This window comes from Amycolatopsis sp. NPDC049253, assembly GCF_040678995.1.
Classification (GTDB): Bacteria; Actinomycetota; Actinomycetes; order Mycobacteriales; family Pseudonocardiaceae; genus Amycolatopsis.
Genome location: NZ_JBFAQX010000040.1, coordinates 15,383 through 30,566, shown reverse-complemented (window position 1 = coordinate 30,566; position 15,184 = coordinate 15,383). Strand labels below are relative to the sequence as shown.

Below are 15,184 nucleotides of genomic sequence, written 5' to 3'. Positions count from 1 at the left end.
GATGCCCGTCCACGACGCCGCCGCAGGTCGGCGAGTACTACGGGGACCCCGACCACATCCGCGAGAAGACCCTGGAGTGCTGTCAACCTGAGTAGAGAAGGCATGAGCGTGGCGGGAAATCCTTCGGTCTGATGGGGCTGGTCGGCCTGGAACCGGGCCTCAGCAGGTGCGCCAGTCGGCGTGCGCCGAGGAACCTACGGTGAAGATCACGACCTCGTGCTCAAATTGGCAACGCCCGCGACGTTCCTGCGCCCTGGTCCAACCCGGAAACTGTCCGTGCAGTATCTGGCCGTACCCACCACCTACGCCGGCACCTCACCAGAGGCACGGAGCTGCTCTGCGACCGCCTCTGGCAGCGCCCCTCGGCTATCGGCTGTCGGTGCAGACCACCGCGGGACATCACCACAGCGGGTGGCCCGCAGCGGCGGCACCGACGCCGACGGGCACGTCACCGGATCCCACCCGGTCGCCGGCTGCGGAACAGAGCCGACCGGGCAGACCCGGGCCTGTCACGGGCGCGATCGGCCTTGCAGCAGGTGGGAGACGAAGGGAACGCGTGCCCCGCCATCCGGGGTGTGGTACGCGTGCAGCTCTGCGGTGGCGGCCTTCGCGATGTCCTTCCGCGTCTCCGCGTCGAGGCCGGCGGCCCACGGCAGCGCCCCCAAGTGGGCCTCGGCGTAGGCGGGCAGCGACGGAAGCGCTACCTCGGCCACGACTTCCTCAACGGTCACGCCGATGAGTCCGGCCTCGGTCGCCCCGGCGACGAACTTCGCGGGTTCGCTGGTGAACACCTGGTCTTGTGGCGGCGAGTAACCCAGGACGTCCGAGTGGCCCTTGAGCAGCGCTCCCATATACGGCGATTTCTCCCGGGCGGCCCAGAAGGTGGCGGCGAACCGCCCGCCGGGACGCAGGACACGGACCACCTCGTCGAAAGCGGCCCGGATATCGGGGAAGAACTGCAGGCCCTGCTGGCACAGGACGACATCGAACCCGGCATCGGGGAAGGGGAGCCGATCTGCGGGCGCTAGGTGGATCTCGTAGCGCCCTTTCGCGTGCAGGGTGGCAACCTGCACCATGCCCGGGTTGACATCGACCCCGGTCACAGTGCCCTTGTCCCCCGCCCGATCCGCGGCGACCTCGGTCGCGTACCCGGTACCGCACGCCACGTCCAGTACCGCGTCCCCGGCGTGCACGTACTGTGCCAGCGCGGCAACGAACGGGCTCATGAACGGATACGAGGTGGCGGCGTAGCGCTCCGCGGCCTCCCCGGTGACCTGGAAGCCCGGTTCTCTGGACACAGTATGTTCCTCTCTGGCGCTCGCATGGAGGAAGCAACGCCCTCAAGATCCTACGGTGGCTTTTCCGGCGGCTCCGAGGACGTCGGAAAAGCCACGGCGGTTTTGCACATGAAGTGCACGTCCAGGCGGCGACCCCGTCGCGGAACCCGTCGTGGTCCCACAAGCCCCTGCGCCTCCACGACCAACTCGATGGGAGGGCAACGCGTGCCGTCGAGTCCTCCGACGGAGGCGGTGACGAGGCAAAGGTCGCGGCCTTGTCTGCTGTGGCGGGCGAGCGCCGCTGCGATCTCGACCTCGCTGGGTCGCAGGCTGCACCGCGGCCATGGCCGCGTCGTTGACGGTGCGGCAATAGACCGGCGATGCGCCAGCCTCCAAGCTGACACCGTCGACCCGCGGTTGTCCAGGTGCTGGATTAGGTCGCGATCCGCTGAGCTTGGCCCTAACTGCGCAGGCTGCGAATCGAACTCCCCCACAGGACCGTACTTGACCGCGAGTCGCAGTTCGCTGACGGTGAACCACGGAATCGGGCACCCGCCACCAGGCGTTTGCACGATATGAACAACGACAAGGCGGAGCCGGACGCACTGGACGCTTATTCGGCCATCGTCACCTCCGTCGCCGCGCAGCTCACACCCCGCGTCGCAGCGCTGACCGTCCGCTCCCGCAACGGGGAGTCCGCCGGGTCGGCCGTCGTCCTGACCGCCGAATCCCACCTGATCACCAACTCGCACGTCATTTCCGGTGGCGACCACGGCACCGCGGAATTCGCCGACGGCACCGTCGCGCGCTTCGACGTCGTCGGCAGCGATCCCCTCTCCGACATCGCCGTGATCCGCGCCGACCGGGAAATCCCCGCCCCACCGGAATACGGCGACGCCGACAATCTTCTCGTCGGCTCCCTCGTCGTCGCCGTCGGCAACCCGCTCGGCCTGGCCGGCACCGTCACCGCCGGAGTGGTCAGCGCGCTCGGCCGCAGCATCCCGGCCCGCACCCGCACCGCCGCCCGGCTGATCGAGAACGTTATCCAGACCGACGCCGCGCTCAACCCCGGCAACTCCGGCGGCGCACTGGCCGACAGCCACGCCCGGATCGTCGGCATCAGCACCGCCGTCGCCGGCTTCGGCCTCGGGCTGGCGGTCCCCATCAACGCCACCACCCACCGCATCGTCCACGCACTGATGCACGACGGCCGAGTCCGCCGCGCCTACCTCGGCCTGGTCACCGCCCCGGCGCCCCTGACACCGGCCCAAACCGAACGATTCGCACAGCGCACCGCCCTGCGCATCGTCGAGGTGGTAGAAGACAGCCCCGCCGCACGCAGCGGACTCAAGCCGGCCGACCTGGTCCTCGCCGTCGACGGCACCCAGCTCCCCAACGCACAATCACTCCAGAAACGCCTGTTCTCCGACGCGATCGGCTTGCAGATGGAAGTCACCGTGCTCCGCAACGGCGCCCTCGTCGACGTGATCGCCGTACCCGCCGAACTCCCCGACTGACCCCGGGGAGCCCGCGACGACCACTCACGAGGTGCCGGATCAACACGGAGACCGGCATAACGTCTTCGACCGCCGGAACATCGACCGAACCGTCAACCAGCTGATCCAAGCTCAGCCGACGTCGCAACCCACGACCAGCGAAACCGCTCGAAAGAAGTTGGAGGACGCGGAAGCCAAGCTGCGGCGCTTCCAAAACGCCAACGCCTCCGGGGTCGACCCGGTGGCACTCGTCGAGAGCATCAACGAAGCACCGGCTGACCGCGCCGTCGCTCAGGCCGAGCTAGCGACAGCACGCAAGCCAGCCGCGCTCATCGAAGCCGACGTCTACGCGATGGTCGACTCGCTCGGCGACACCGGTGCCGCCCTCGCCGGCAGCGAGCCGGGGAGGCTGGCCCAGTTGGGGCGACTTGCGCACTATCCATACGCCTGTCGCTCGGGTCGCGGACCGAACGTTTCTAAGGGGAAGTCGGTCGCACGACGACGCCGACATGTGGGGCCACCGATAGTTGGTCGAAGTCGCCAACGGCGATGATCAGCTCTCGCTTCCGCCGTTCGACACCATGTCCGGCCCGGTGGCGGTGGGGCGGCATCCAGCACTCAACCCGGCTGTTCCCCCTTCCGGTTCTGCCTTGTCGGTGAGTCGCAGTAAGATCCACTGGGCACGTTCCGTCACTTGATGGAACCTAAAGTAGGGGGAGTTGGATGCGCGACACCGTGCTGCGGTCATGACCGCGCCGGGCCGCGATCTGCGGCTGATGCAGCGGCAGGCCGGCGAGCTGGACGCGCAGCTCGCGGCCGCGAGACACACCGCAAGGTCGGCCGATCAGCTGGTCAGCGCAATTGTGACGGGCCAGGGAAAGCTGGTCGACCTGCGGATCGACGACCGGGCGCTCCGTGGCGCGCACGCGCAGAAGCTGGGGGTCGGCATCGTCGACGCCATCCGGAACGCGCGCAACGAGGCGCTGGCGTCGTCGTTGCCACAGCTGAACGCGCTGTTCGGCAAACAAGCTCCTCCACCGGCCACGGGCTCCGCACCGCAGCGGCACGCGACCGCGCCGGAACCTTCCCACTACCCGCCCGAACCGGACGACGACCAGAGCTTCGAGGAGCTCGACTTCCTGACCGTCAGGTCCAGAACTTGGCCATGGAGTTCGCGGAGAACCACACCCTCGCTGATGCCGGCGACAACATCGACGAAGCTGTGCAGTCGGTGAGCGGTACGTGGAGTGGCCGCGCTGCTGACCAATTCACGACCTACGCGGGCAGGGTCGGAAAAGCCCTCGAAGGTCAGCAGAACGTCGTCGCCGGCATGTCCGGTGTCCTCACCGACATCGCCGGCTGTGTGATCGAGACCTACAGCAAGGCCATCGAGTTCATCGGCGCATGCGCTGTCGAGCTGGGGAAGCTTGGTTACAAGACGATTATTGCAGCCGTGACCTCGGTGATTCCCATCGCGGACATCTTCACGTCGAAGGACCTGATCGACGCGGTGGTGGACGCGTTCGCAACCCTCGTCGAGTCGATCGTCGGCTTGTTCGCACAAGCCCGAGACACGTTGGGCGGGTTCAAGCAGAAAGCCATCGCTCTGGTGCAAGGCAACACCGATTTCCCGGATATTCCCGACCTGCCCGGCAGCTCCGGAATAGATGACGAGAAGCAGTGGCGCGTCGAGCCGTCGGCGGCCCAGGCATGAGGGCATGGGCACTGGCCGGGCTCGTGGTCCTCGCCGCGGGCCTGCTCAGCGGGTGTGGTCCGGCCAAGCCGCACCGCCTGCTCTCGCAGCCTCCGGCTCCGGCGCAGACCGGTGCGCCACTGCCGTTCACCCAGGTCGACCGGCCCGTCGACCTGGCCAAGTTCGACTCGGACCCGTGCAGCCTGCTCACCAAAGACCAAGCCGCAGCCGTCGTGGCCGACCCACCCAACGACATCCGCGCGAACAGGCGAGCCACGCTGCCCGCGTTCGGCTGCTCGTGGACCAACCACGGCGGAGCACTCTTCGAGGCCCTCAAGCCGGTCCAGAACCCGAGCACCCTCGCCGAACTGTCAGTCTCCCCCCTGAAGAAGGACGGCGAACTCGACCCGTGGACCGAGACGTCGATCGCCGGCCTCCCCGCAGTCGTCTACCACGTCTTCCGGCACACCTACGAATGCTCCGTCTCCGTCCAAGTCACCCTCGACCAGATGCTCACCTTCGACATCCAAGGCAAAGACCTGCCCGGCAGCTACTGGGACAACGACCGCTGCGGCGGACTCGCGAAAATGGCCGAATTCGTGATCGGCAACCTCCGGCAAAGCTGAAACTCCCGGCAACAAGCCGTCGGCGCCCTTGATTACTCCAGCCGCACTTCGCGATGTCGCTGGTGGGCTGCCCGCAGACGGGTGCGGCCGCCAGTTGATCGTGGCCGGTTGTGTGGACTGACCCTGATCGGCCGGCGGCCGCGGGCCCCAGCGTAAACCCTGACCGTTGGGCGGCGATGGTCGTGGAGATGATCTCCCGCATCGCAAGCCGGTTCACCCGCGTCGAATCCCGCCGGCGAGCACGAACACCGCTGCTCGGGCTGCTGTCGGACCTGCCGGACAAGAACTGCTGGGCCATCTCCGAACACGCCGGCGACGACACCCCCCGACGGGTTGCAACACCTGCTGCGCACAGCAGTCTGGGATTCCGGGGAGGTTCGTGACGACCTGCGCGCCAGTGTCACCGACCACCTCGGCGACACTGGCGCCGTGCAAGGTATCCACCCGTCGGAGTGCAACGCCAATACACCGGGACCGCGGGTCGCATCGAGAACGCCCAGGTCGCGGTCTACCTCACCTACGCCACCGACGCCGGCCACGCGTTCATCGACAGAGCCCTCTACCTCCCGAAATCCGGCATCCCCGACGACACCACATTCGCGACGAAACCGGCACTGGCGACCACCATGATCGGCCGTGCCCTCGACGCCGGGGTCCAGGCCGGATGGCCGCCGGCGACGCGGTCTACGGCGCCGACCCCCGCCTGCGCAAAAATTCGAACAACGCGGCATCGGATACGTCCTCGCCATCGGCCGCGACCGCCGCGTCAGCACCACCGCAGGCGCACTGCGCGCTGACGGCATCGCCACGAGGCGGCCCAAACACGTCTGGCAACGCCTCTCCGCCGGCGCTGTCGCGAAAGGACATCGCTACTACGACTGGGCCTTCGCCGACATCGACATCGACGAGCCCGGCGGGCACCGGTGGCTGCTGATCCGCCGCAACCGAACCACAGGCGAGCTGGCGTTCTACCGCTGCTGCTCGCCCGCGAACGCTCCTGGAACCCGAGCTTCGCCGGTCTACTGGTCGGCGCGCAGAGCTTCGGCACCATCACCTCGACGCTGCTGGTCAGCAAGCGTGGCGCTGGAGCCCGTCCTGGCCTGGTCGGGCTGGTTGCACTGGTCGTGGTCGGCGCAGGCCAGCTCACGGTTGCTCTGAGCACCCCTCTCCCGCTCACGCTCGCAGGCGCATTCCTCGCCGGCGCCGGAAGCAGCCGCAAGAGGCGAGGCGCGATCGTCCCGACAGGCAACTCCGAGCGACGCAGGGCAACTGTCGCAACGATGATCGCGACCACCGGAAAGATCCCGACGACAGCGGTGAACAACACCGGACGCGACAGATGCGGCGCGCCGGAGAGGAACGAGTCGACGAACACGGCCACCGAAGCGGCCAACGCCAGCGCGCACCACAGCGCGATCAAGCGCACGGCCGGCCCCACGGTCGGTCCGGATCTCGTTCACGGACGGGCTTTCCGCGATCGTGGAATTCCCTCTCCGATACGGATGTCCCAGCCGAACCTGAACAGGCCGCCGTTGTTCGGGTTGACGATCCGGACGGTGACACCGTTCGCGGTGGCCCGGGCGTCGAGAACATCGAGCAGGATGTGACGCGCGTTCGCGCCAACCCACGCGGTTGCCGCGGAGGTCGGGAAGAGTGATCCGTCGGCGAGCTCGAATGCGATGCCGTGTTTGCGGCCATACGTTCCCAGCCCGATCGGGAGCGTGGCGGCGACCTCGTCCGCGATGCGGGCGCCCCAGCATTTGATCGTCACGGCGCTGAGGTCGTTCCAGGCGAAGCTCCGGCTGCGAAACAGATTGGAAATGGTTCGAATCGTGATTGTCCACGGCCACCGCGCGATCAGCACCCGAGCGCGATCCAACCGAGCAGACGGCGATGACGGTCCATACCTTCGTGACCCACCGCCTCCGTCCCACCCCAGGCCGCGCCGGCGGGACGAGGCGGTGGAAACCCGTGATCAACACCTTTCCCTCACGTTCAGTGAGCACTTACCGGTCACCGATACATACTGATCGACAACGACGGAAACACCGATTCCGGAATAGCCTCTCCGGCCCTTGACACAGCACAAAACTGTCCCGCGCGAGCGAGGTCAGGCCGAGAGGAATCGTCGGGAACGTGGAATGATAAGTATCGGCCGAATGCTTCACTAGGCCGAACAGCGGATGTTGACAGGGTTTGGCGAACACTCTTAGCATCGCAGCCATGGGGGGATTGGCGTGACCGGCTGGGGACTGCGCGCAATGGCGCGTTCGGGTCTTCGCGACCTCACGCACTCGAAGTCCGACGAGGATTGCGGACACCGATGGGGAACTCCACCTCGCTCCTCCCGCGCCCACCGCTGCCGGCCACGTCCGACCTGTGAAGCGACCCCCTTGACGGGTCTCGTCGGGCTGTGACCACCGCCTGGTCCGCACCGGGCCCAGGCAGCAGTTCCACCCAAGACCCGGAGGTCGGCATGTCACTGGACGAGTACGCGCTCTCGGTCCTCGGACCGGCGACGGACAGAACGGGGTTCGCCAGCCGCAGCTTCATCGCACTCGGCGGCGATTCGCTGCGGGCGATTCGGCTCACGGCCCTTGCCCAGGAACAGCTCGGGCTGCGGCTGTCGGTGGCGGAGTTGCTCTCGTCCGCGCCGCTGGGCACGGTGCTCGCGAACGCAGTCGGCACGGCGCCCGCCGCCACCGCGGCACCCGAGCCGGCCGGGCAGTCGCTGACCCCGACCCAACGGGGCATGTGGCTGGTCGAGAACATCCTCGGCGGCTCGACCTACAACCTGGTGTTCACCTCCTATGTGGACAGTGGAACGCTGGATCGTGAGGTCTTCGGACGCGCCGCCACCGCCACGACCGCGCGGCACGCCTCGCTGCGCACCCTGCTCCGCGAGCAGAACGGCGAGGTCGTGCCGGTGGTGCTGGACGAGGCGGTACCGCAGATCGTGGACATCGGGCACGATGGCCCGGACTTCGAGGAGTTCGTCCGCGCCACCGCCACCGAGTACGGCCGCGTCCCCTTCGACCTCACCACCGCGCCCCCGCTGCGCTACCTGTTCATCTCCGGTGCGCGAACGCAGGCGGTCGTGCTGGTCGCGCACCACGTGCTGCTCGACGGGTGGGCGGTCGGACTGCTGCTCGACGAGCTGTTCGGCTCCTACCGGGCACTGAAGGTGGGCGACCCCCTGCCGCGCACCGGACCCGCACCCACCACGGAAGCATTGCTGCGCCACCACGCGCAGGACCGCTCCAGCGGTGAGTGGGACCGGCTGGCCGAGTTCTGGCTCAAGCACCTCGACGGCGCGCCCACCGTGCTCGAACTGCCCACGGACCAGCCCCGCCCCACGGTCCAGGACCCGGCCGGCGAACGCATCCCGCTCGACTTTGACTCCGACCTGACGACACTGGTCGGGGACCGCGCACGTGACCTGGGCATCACCCCCTTCGCGCTGCTCCTCGGCTCGTACGGCCTGGCGCTGAGTCGCTGGACCGGCGTCGACCGGCTGCTGGTCGGTGTATCCCTCTACGGACGCGACACCGCCGAGCTGGCCGAACTGGTCGCCGTCGCGGGAAATCTGGTGCCGGTCCTGCTGGAGGTCGACGACGACGCGGATCCCGCGGGCTACCTGCGCGCGGTGCAGGAATCGCTGGCGCGCAGCATCGAGGCGGGCGCACTGCCGTTCGACGAGCTGGTCACCAGGCTCGGTGTGGAGCGCGGGCTGAGCGCCCACCCGCTCGTGCAGGTCTCCTTCGGCATGCACGACCAGCTGGTGCCGCAGAGCATCGAGAGTGGCGACGTGCGGCTCCGCGTCGAGGAGGGACACGGCGGCGGCGCCCAGTTCGACCTGTCCCTGTTGTTCGGCCGGTCCCGCCCGACGCTGGGAGCACAGCTGGAGTACGCGACGGCGCTGTGGAGCGAGGCGGACGCACGTGCGTTCCTCGAAGACTTCACCACGGCCGCCAGGGAACTCGCCACAGCCGGTGGCAAAGTGGAGAACCTCCGGTGCCTCTCCGCCGAGCGACGGGCGGCGCTCGACGCCCTGAACGGTACGCGCCGCGACTTCCCGGCGGTCACCGCGGACGAGCTGTTCCGCCGGGCGGCGCAGCGCACCCCGGACGCGGTGGCGGTGCGCGAGGGCGAGCTGGAGCTCACCTACGCACAGCTCGCGGGCGCGGCCGCCGAGCAGGCGCGCCGGCTTCGCGAACTCGGCGTCGGTCTCGGTGACCGGGTGCTGGTGGCACTGGACCGGTCGATGGCCGAGGTCGTGGCGGTGCTCGGCATTGCGTGGGCCGGTGCCGCGTACGTGGGTGTGGACCTGGGCCAACCCGAGGCGCAGGTCCGGCACATCCTGGCCAAAGCCGCGCCGAAGGCCGCACTGGCCGCTTCCCCCGACGCCATCGCCCGCTTCGGCGTGCCGGCCTGTGCGACGTGGGAACCGACCTGGGGGTCCTCGTCCGCCGAGCCCACGGCGACGGGCCCTGACGATGTGGCCTACCTCGCGTTCACCTCCGGCTCCACGGGGCTGCCCAAGGGCGTCGCGGTGCCGCACCGGGCGATCGTGCGGCTTGTGCACGACCCCGATTTCGTCCACTTCGGACCGGAAGATCGGATGCTCCGCCTGTCTCCGCTGGCGTTCGACGCGTCCACCCTGGAGTTGTGGGGCCCGCTCGCGGGCGGCGCCGCGCTGGAGGTGTACCCGGCGGGCCTGCCGTCGCCCAGCGAGCTGAGCGGGTTCCTGCTCGACCGGCAGGTCACCGTCGCATGGCTGACGGCGGGCCTGTTCCGGCTGGTCGAGGAGTTCGCGCCGGCCGGATTCGGCAGCCTCCGGCACCTTCTCACCGGCGGCGACGTCGTGCCGCACGCCCAAGCGGCGCACGTGCTGGAGCGCCACCCCGGGATCGTCGTCACCAACGGCTACGGCCCCACCGAGAACACCACCTTCACCACCACCCACTCGGTCACGTCGACCGCGGAGGTCGACGGGCCCCTGCCCATCGGCACCCCGTTGCCCGGCACTCGCGTGCACGTACTGGATCGGCGGCACCGGATCGTGCCGCCGGGCGCGGTCGGTGAGCTGTACGTGGCGGGTGAGGGCCTGGCACACGGCTACGCGGGCGACGAGGCCGAGTCGGCCAAGAGCTTCGACCACTTCTCCCCCGACGTCCCGGACCGGCTCTACCGCACCGGTGACCTCGTCCGCGTGGACCGCGCCGGGCGGTTGCGCTTCCTCGGCCGCCGAGACGACCAGGTGAAGCTGCGGGGCTACCGCATCGAGCTGTCCGCCATAGCCGATGTGCTGGCCGCCGACCCGAGGGTGCGCGACGCGGCCGTGGTCGTCAGCGATGGGGACAGCGCCGAGAAGCGGCTGCTCGCCGCGATCGTGCCCATGCGCCTGCCGGTCGAGACCGAAGAGCTGCGGGACCTCGTGGCCGATCGGCTGCCCGCGTACATGGTGCCGAGCCTGTGGGCCGTGGTGGATCGGATTCCGGTGACCGGCAACGGCAAGGTGGACCGCCGGGCGCTGGCGGCCGTGGCGGCACCCGCCGGGCAGCGGATCGCGGCACCCGACGCGGACCCGCTCGGCATGGCGCCCGGCCTGTTCGCCCGCGCTCTGGACCGGCCTGTCGAGCTGGCCGCGGACACCGACTTCTTCACCGTCGGCGGCAATTCCATGGGTGCGGTGCGGCTGCTGCGGCTGGTCCGCGACGAACTCGGTGTGTCCGTGCGGTTGCGGGACTTCCTGCTGGCGCCGACTCCCGCGGGCCTGAACAAGCTCATCGATCAGGCGGCGCGGTCATGACCGAGCTGGTCCGCGACGACGTGCGCGGCATGATGTGGGACGACGGGCTCGAATGCTGGGTCGTTTCCGACCCCGCACTGGCCCGCGTCGTCCTCAACCACCAGGGGTTCTCGTCCCAGACCTCGAAGCGGCTGGGCGAGCTGTACATGACGGAGGAGGCCCGGCGGGAACATCGGGACCTGACCGAATTCCTCCGACTGTGGTTCGTGCACACAGACGGCGAGGAGCACATCGCGCTGCGCAAACCGTTGCAGCGCATGTTCTCCGCCTCCTTCACCCGGTCCCTCGGCCCTCGAGTCGACGCGATCGTGGACGCCTGTCTGGACGACCTGGCCGCCGACGGCCGGCACGACGCCGTGCCGGCCGTGGCCGAAGGCGTGTCGGGACGGGTGATGGGCCACATCGTCGGTGTGGCACGGGAACCGGCCGTGCTGCACACGTGGTCCAAGACCCTGTCCGGCTTCATCGCCGCGATGTACCGGCGCGACCACGCCCGGTCCGCGCACCGCGTCATGCTGGAGATGGCCGAGGCGCTGGAGCTTTCCCCTGCTCTGCAAGGTTTTCCTCGCGACACTCCGGAGGACCGCGCCCGTGCCACCGCGACCTGGGCAATGATCCTGTTCGGTGGCCTGGAGACCACCGCCTCACTGATCGGGTCCTGCCTGCTGGCCGTGCTGGACGACCCTGTCCTGTGGGAACGGGTCCGCGCCGACCGGCCCGGCGAGGTCGAGTCCCTGGTCGAGTCCGTGCTGGAGAAGCGACCGCCGCTGCGCAACGTGGGCCGGGTCGTCGCGCGAGACTTCGAATTCGACGGCGCCTCGCTGCGCGCGGGCGATTTGGTGCTGGTTTCGCTGGCCGGCGGCGGCCTGTTCGACACGGACCTGTCCGACCTCCCCCCGGTCGTCGAACACGCCGACCGGCACCTGGTGTTCGGCCACGGCGTGCACTACTGCATCGGCGCGCCACTGGCCCGGCTCGAGGCCGCGACGGTGCTGCGCCGGTTCGCCCGACGGTTCCCCGACGCCGCGTTGGCTGAAAACGCCGTCGAGTGGGGACCCAATCTCGCCTACGTCGGTCTGGACCACCTGTTTCTGGATCTCGACGGGGACCGTACATCATGATCTGTTCGGAACACGTTCACGCCACCGCATTGGAGACAACACCCGGATGAAGTATCGGAAGATCGGCACCAACCCCGAGCAACGCCGAGAAGTGAGCGCGCTCGCGTTGGGTGCCATGCTGTTCGGCACGGTCGTCGAGGAGGAGCGAGCGTTCGCCATCTTGGACCGGTTCGTGGCGGCCGGCGGCACATTCCTCGACACTGCCAACAACTACGCGTTCTGGATCAACGGCACCCAGGGCGGGGAGAGCGAGGTGCTGCTCGGCCGCTGGCGGCGCAGCCGGGGCATCACCGACGAGGTGGTGATCGCCACCAAGCTCGGCGGCCGGCCGAAGACCTCGGGCCGTGACGTCTTCAACCCGGAAGGCCTGGCGCCGCATGTGATCCGCGAGTCGTCAGCGCGCAGCCGCCGGAACCTGGGCGTGGATCGGCTGGACCTGCTGTACGCGCACGCGGACTTCATGGACACGCCGCAGAAGGACATCGTCGAGACCTTCGCCTCGCTGGTGCGGGACGGGACGGTGGCCATGCTCGGCGCCAGCAACCACTGGTCGTGGCGGCTGGAGCGATGGCGCTCGCTCGCCGACGCCGCCGACCTGCCCAGCTACGAGGTCGTCCAGTACCACCACACCTACCTGCGGGCGCGCGGCGACGTGCCGGGCCGCCGGACGAAGGACGGCGACTTCGGGCTGTTCAGCGCGGAGCTGATGACCTACCTGCGGGACCGCCCGGACCTGACCCTCTTGGCGTACTCACCGCTGCTGTCCGGCGCATACGTGCGCGAGGACCGGCCGCTGGGCGAGTTGCACGACCACGCGGGCACCAAGGCCCGGCTCACGGCTTTGCACGAGGTGGTGCGGGAGACCGGCGCCACCGCCAACCAGGTCGTGCTGTCCTGGATGATCGGCGGTGACCTGCCGGTCATCCCGCTGGTCGGCGCGTCGTCGCTGGCGCAGCTGGACGAGAGCCTCGAGGCGGTGGACCTGACACTGACCGCCGACCAGCGCGCGTTGCTGGACGCGGCGCACTGATCAGCAAGGCTCGGAGAGGGTGGTGGCGATGACGTCGAGGACGTGCGCCAGCCCGGCCGGCTCGAAGAAGTGACCGCCGGGCACGACGTCCAAGGCGTACGGCCCTGTGGTCTCCTCCCGCCACGCCGCCATCCGCTCCGGTGACGCCTCCCGGTCGTCGGCGCCCGAGAACACGTGCAACCTGACGTCCAACGGGGGCCGCGACGGGGCGCCGGAGGTGGCCACCACGGTGAGGTCGGCGCGCAGCGGGGGCAGGAACAGATCCAGCAGATCGGGGCGCTCGAACACGATCGCCGGCGTACCGCCCAGTTCACGCAGGTAGGCGATCAGCCCTTCGTCGGGCTCGTCCCAGCCGCGCACCTCGGTGCCCAATGCGGGAGCGGCGCTCGAGGCCGCGAACAGTGCCCTTGGGCCGGGCCGGGCGCCGGCGCGCAGTGCGTGCGCCAGTGCGAGCGCAACCCGTGCGCCCATGCTGTGGCCGTAGAACGCGAACGGCTCGTCCAGCATCGGGTCCAGCACGTCCAGCAGTTCCGCCACCAACGGTCCCATGTGGACGTACGGTGGCTCGTCCAGCCGAGTGTCCCGGCCAGGCAACTGCACCGCCACCGTCGCCACGTCGGGCGGCAGCCGGTCCGGCCAGTCCCGGAACATCGCCGCGGTGCCGCCCGCGTAGTGGAAGCAGAACAGCCGGATCCGGGTGTTGCCCGGCGTGCCGTAGTAGCGCAGTGCCCGCTGCCGGCGGGCGAGGACGTCAACCACGCCGCTTCGCGGTGATCGGCACGTGCTTGTAACCGGACACGAAATTGGAAACCAGCCGCTCGGGCGCGCCGGCGGGCTCGAAGTCCCGGTACTGCGCCAGGAGCTCCTCGAACAGGGTACGCAGCGTCACCCGCGCCACGCTGTGCCCGACGCAGTAATGCGGGCCGATGCCGAACGCGAGGTGCTTGTTCGGCTTGCGGCGGATGTCGAACGTCCCGGCGTCCGGGAACTCGGTCTCGTCCCGGTTGGCCGCGCCCAGCCACACCACCACCGCGTCGCCGGCCGCGATCGGGGTGCCCCGCACGATCACGTCCTGTGTGGCGTAGCGCAGCATGTGGTTCACCGGCGACGCCCAGCGCAGCGCCTCCTCGACGGCGGTGGCACCCACCTCCGGCTCGGCGGCCCACTGTGGCAGCACGTCGGAGTCGATGAATTCGGCCATCACGAAGTTCGGCGCGTGCGGCGTGGTCACGTTCGCGCCGAGCAGCAGGCTGTAGCAGTTCGACACGATCTCGCCGGACGACATGTGCCTGCCCTCGAAGCTGGTGTTGATCAGCACGCTGATCAGGTCGTCGCCCGAATGGTCACGGCGGAACCGCACCAGGTCCTGGAAATAGGCGAACAGCTCGCGGTGGGCCATGTCCAGCGTCGCGGACCGGCTGCCCTCGTCCTGGTATTCGAGATCGTCGGCGGCGATGCAGATCGTGGTGAGCCGGGAAAGCCACGGCCAGTCCTCGGGCGGCAGCCCCATCATGGTGCCCGTCACAGACATCGGCATCGCCAGCATGGCCTGGCCCCAGTCGAAAACCCCGCCGTCGCCGATCGGCGCGAGCAGGTCGGTGATCAGCTCGCGGATCGTCTCGCGTTGCCGGTCGACCGCCTTGACCGCCAGGGCCTTCTTCAGCCTCGCCTGCATGATCGTGTGCCGCGGCGGGTCGGTGACCGCGAGCTGCTTTCCGCCCGCCGGGTCATCCATGCCGAGCAGTTCCAGCATGGTGCCGCGCTCGGACGTGAACAGCGCGGTGTTGCGCAGCACGTGATCGGTTTCCTTGAAGTGCACCACCGACCAGAAACCGCGTTGCTCGTCGACCTGGTGCCAGCTCAGCCCTTCCTCCGCGCGCAGCTCCCGCCACACCTCGTGCGCGTCGCCGTCACTGTAGAGGTGGGGGTCGACCAGATCGGTGTCACCTACGTGCACCGGGCATCCGGAAACGGGTGCGTCGTGGACGGGCATGGCCGGTGTCCTCATCGGTTCGGGGAGTGAGCCATCCGGCAGACTCCTGATCGGCGAGCGGGCACAGTGCTATTCCGGACGCAGGCCGCCGATCGGGGGTAGCCGACCGATCCGGCGTGGTCCGGACACTTCGACG

11 protein-coding genes and 1 pseudogene are annotated in these 15,184 nt (G+C 69.1%); 8 read left to right on the top strand and 4 right to left on the bottom strand.

Going from position 1 to position 15,184, the window contains the following annotated elements:
* Window positions 1–509 precede the first annotated feature (509 nt).
* Window positions 510–1,298 (bottom strand): class I SAM-dependent methyltransferase, encoded by a 789-nt coding sequence (locus AB0K15_RS43720; protein WP_364065793.1) that lies wholly within the window; start codon window positions 1,296–1,298, stop codon window positions 510–512.
* 554 nt (window positions 1,299–1,852) lie between these two features.
* Between AB0K15_RS43720 and AB0K15_RS43715 the strand changes: the two genes are divergently transcribed.
* The 5 genes and pseudogenes from AB0K15_RS43715 to AB0K15_RS43695 form a co-directional block, all read left to right on the top strand.
* The gene (locus tag AB0K15_RS43715) at window positions 1,853–2,794 is read left to right on the top strand and encodes a trypsin-like peptidase domain-containing protein (RefSeq protein WP_364065790.1); all 942 of its coding nucleotides are present in this window, start codon (window positions 1,853–1,855) and stop codon (window positions 2,792–2,794) included.
* Between the two features lie 725 nt (window positions 2,795–3,519).
* Complete coding sequence (locus tag AB0K15_RS43710; protein WP_364065786.1) at window positions 3,520–4,008, top strand: YbaB/EbfC family nucleoid-associated protein; 489 nt, start codon at window positions 3,520–3,522, stop codon at window positions 4,006–4,008.
* Window positions 3,939–4,487: a hypothetical protein gene (locus tag AB0K15_RS43705; protein ID WP_364065778.1), complete on the top strand. Its 549-nt coding sequence runs from the start codon at window positions 3,939–3,941 to the stop codon at window positions 4,485–4,487. Before AB0K15_RS43710 ends, AB0K15_RS43705 begins: the two co-directional genes overlap by 70 nt.
* Complete coding sequence (locus tag AB0K15_RS43700; RefSeq protein ID WP_364065775.1) at window positions 4,484–5,092, top strand: DUF3558 domain-containing protein; 609 nt, start codon at window positions 4,484–4,486, stop codon at window positions 5,090–5,092. Before AB0K15_RS43705 ends, AB0K15_RS43700 begins: the two co-directional genes overlap by 4 nt.
* A gap of 191 nt (window positions 5,093–5,283) precedes the next feature.
* A pseudogene (locus AB0K15_RS43695) lies at window positions 5,284–6,082 on the top strand (IS701 family transposase); the annotation flags it as partial.
* Window positions 6,083–6,548: 466 nt separating this feature from the next.
* Here AB0K15_RS43695 and AB0K15_RS43690 read toward each other — a convergent pair.
* Window positions 6,549–6,956 (bottom strand): hypothetical protein, encoded by a 408-nt coding sequence (locus tag AB0K15_RS43690; protein ID WP_364065772.1) that lies wholly within the window; start codon window positions 6,954–6,956, stop codon window positions 6,549–6,551.
* A gap of 612 nt (window positions 6,957–7,568) precedes the next feature.
* On the opposite strand from AB0K15_RS43690, the gene AB0K15_RS43685 reads away from it, so the two are divergent.
* Genes AB0K15_RS43685 through AB0K15_RS43675 form a run of 3 tightly spaced genes read left to right on the top strand, consistent with a single transcriptional unit; the run spans window position 7,569 to window position 13,055 of the window.
* Window positions 7,569–10,904 (top strand): amino acid adenylation domain-containing protein, encoded by a 3,336-nt coding sequence (locus tag AB0K15_RS43685; RefSeq protein ID WP_364065769.1) that lies wholly within the window; start codon window positions 7,569–7,571, stop codon window positions 10,902–10,904.
* Complete coding sequence (locus tag AB0K15_RS43680) at window positions 10,901–12,025, top strand: hypothetical protein (RefSeq protein WP_364065766.1); 1,125 nt, start codon at window positions 10,901–10,903, stop codon at window positions 12,023–12,025. The genes AB0K15_RS43685 and AB0K15_RS43680 overlap by 4 nt, the downstream gene beginning before the upstream one ends.
* Before the next feature lie 46 nt (window positions 12,026–12,071).
* On the top strand, window positions 12,072–13,055 hold the full coding sequence (locus AB0K15_RS43675) for an aldo/keto reductase (protein WP_364065763.1): 984 nt from the start codon (window positions 12,072–12,074) through the stop codon (window positions 13,053–13,055).
* Here the strand turns inward: AB0K15_RS43675 and AB0K15_RS43670 are convergent, their stop codons facing one another.
* Both AB0K15_RS43670 and AB0K15_RS43665 read right to left on the bottom strand, forming a co-directional pair.
* Window positions 13,056–13,814: a thioesterase domain-containing protein gene (locus AB0K15_RS43670; protein ID WP_364065760.1), complete on the bottom strand. Its 759-nt coding sequence runs from the start codon at window positions 13,812–13,814 to the stop codon at window positions 13,056–13,058.
* Complete coding sequence (locus AB0K15_RS43665; protein ID WP_364065757.1) at window positions 13,807–15,048, bottom strand: cytochrome P450; 1,242 nt, start codon at window positions 15,046–15,048, stop codon at window positions 13,807–13,809. Before AB0K15_RS43665 ends, AB0K15_RS43670 begins: the two co-directional genes overlap by 8 nt.
* Window positions 15,049–15,184: the final 136 nt, after the last annotated feature.

What these genes read in the sequence shown, in the direction of transcription:
- AB0K15_RS43715 (WP_364065790.1), top strand. Translation starts at nt 1,853, where the DNA reads ATGAACAACGACAAGGCGGAGCCGGACGCACTGGACGCTTATTCGGCC.
- AB0K15_RS43710 (WP_364065786.1), top strand. Translation starts at nt 3,520, where the DNA reads ATGACCGCGCCGGGCCGCGATCTGCGGCTGATGCAGCGGCAGGCCGGC.
- AB0K15_RS43705 (WP_364065778.1), top strand. Translation starts at nt 3,939, where the DNA reads ATGGAGTTCGCGGAGAACCACACCCTCGCTGATGCCGGCGACAACATC.
- AB0K15_RS43700 (WP_364065775.1), top strand. Translation starts at nt 4,484, where the DNA reads ATGAGGGCATGGGCACTGGCCGGGCTCGTGGTCCTCGCCGCGGGCCTG.
- AB0K15_RS43685 (WP_364065769.1), top strand. Translation starts at nt 7,569, where the DNA reads ATGTCACTGGACGAGTACGCGCTCTCGGTCCTCGGACCGGCGACGGAC.
- AB0K15_RS43680 (WP_364065766.1), top strand. Translation starts at nt 10,901, where the DNA reads ATGACCGAGCTGGTCCGCGACGACGTGCGCGGCATGATGTGGGACGAC.
- AB0K15_RS43675 (WP_364065763.1), top strand. Translation starts at nt 12,072, where the DNA reads ATGAAGTATCGGAAGATCGGCACCAACCCCGAGCAACGCCGAGAAGTG.
- AB0K15_RS43665 (WP_364065757.1), bottom strand. Translation starts at nt 15,048, where the DNA reads ATGCCCGTCCACGACGCACCCGTTTCCGGATGCCCGGTGCACGTAGGT.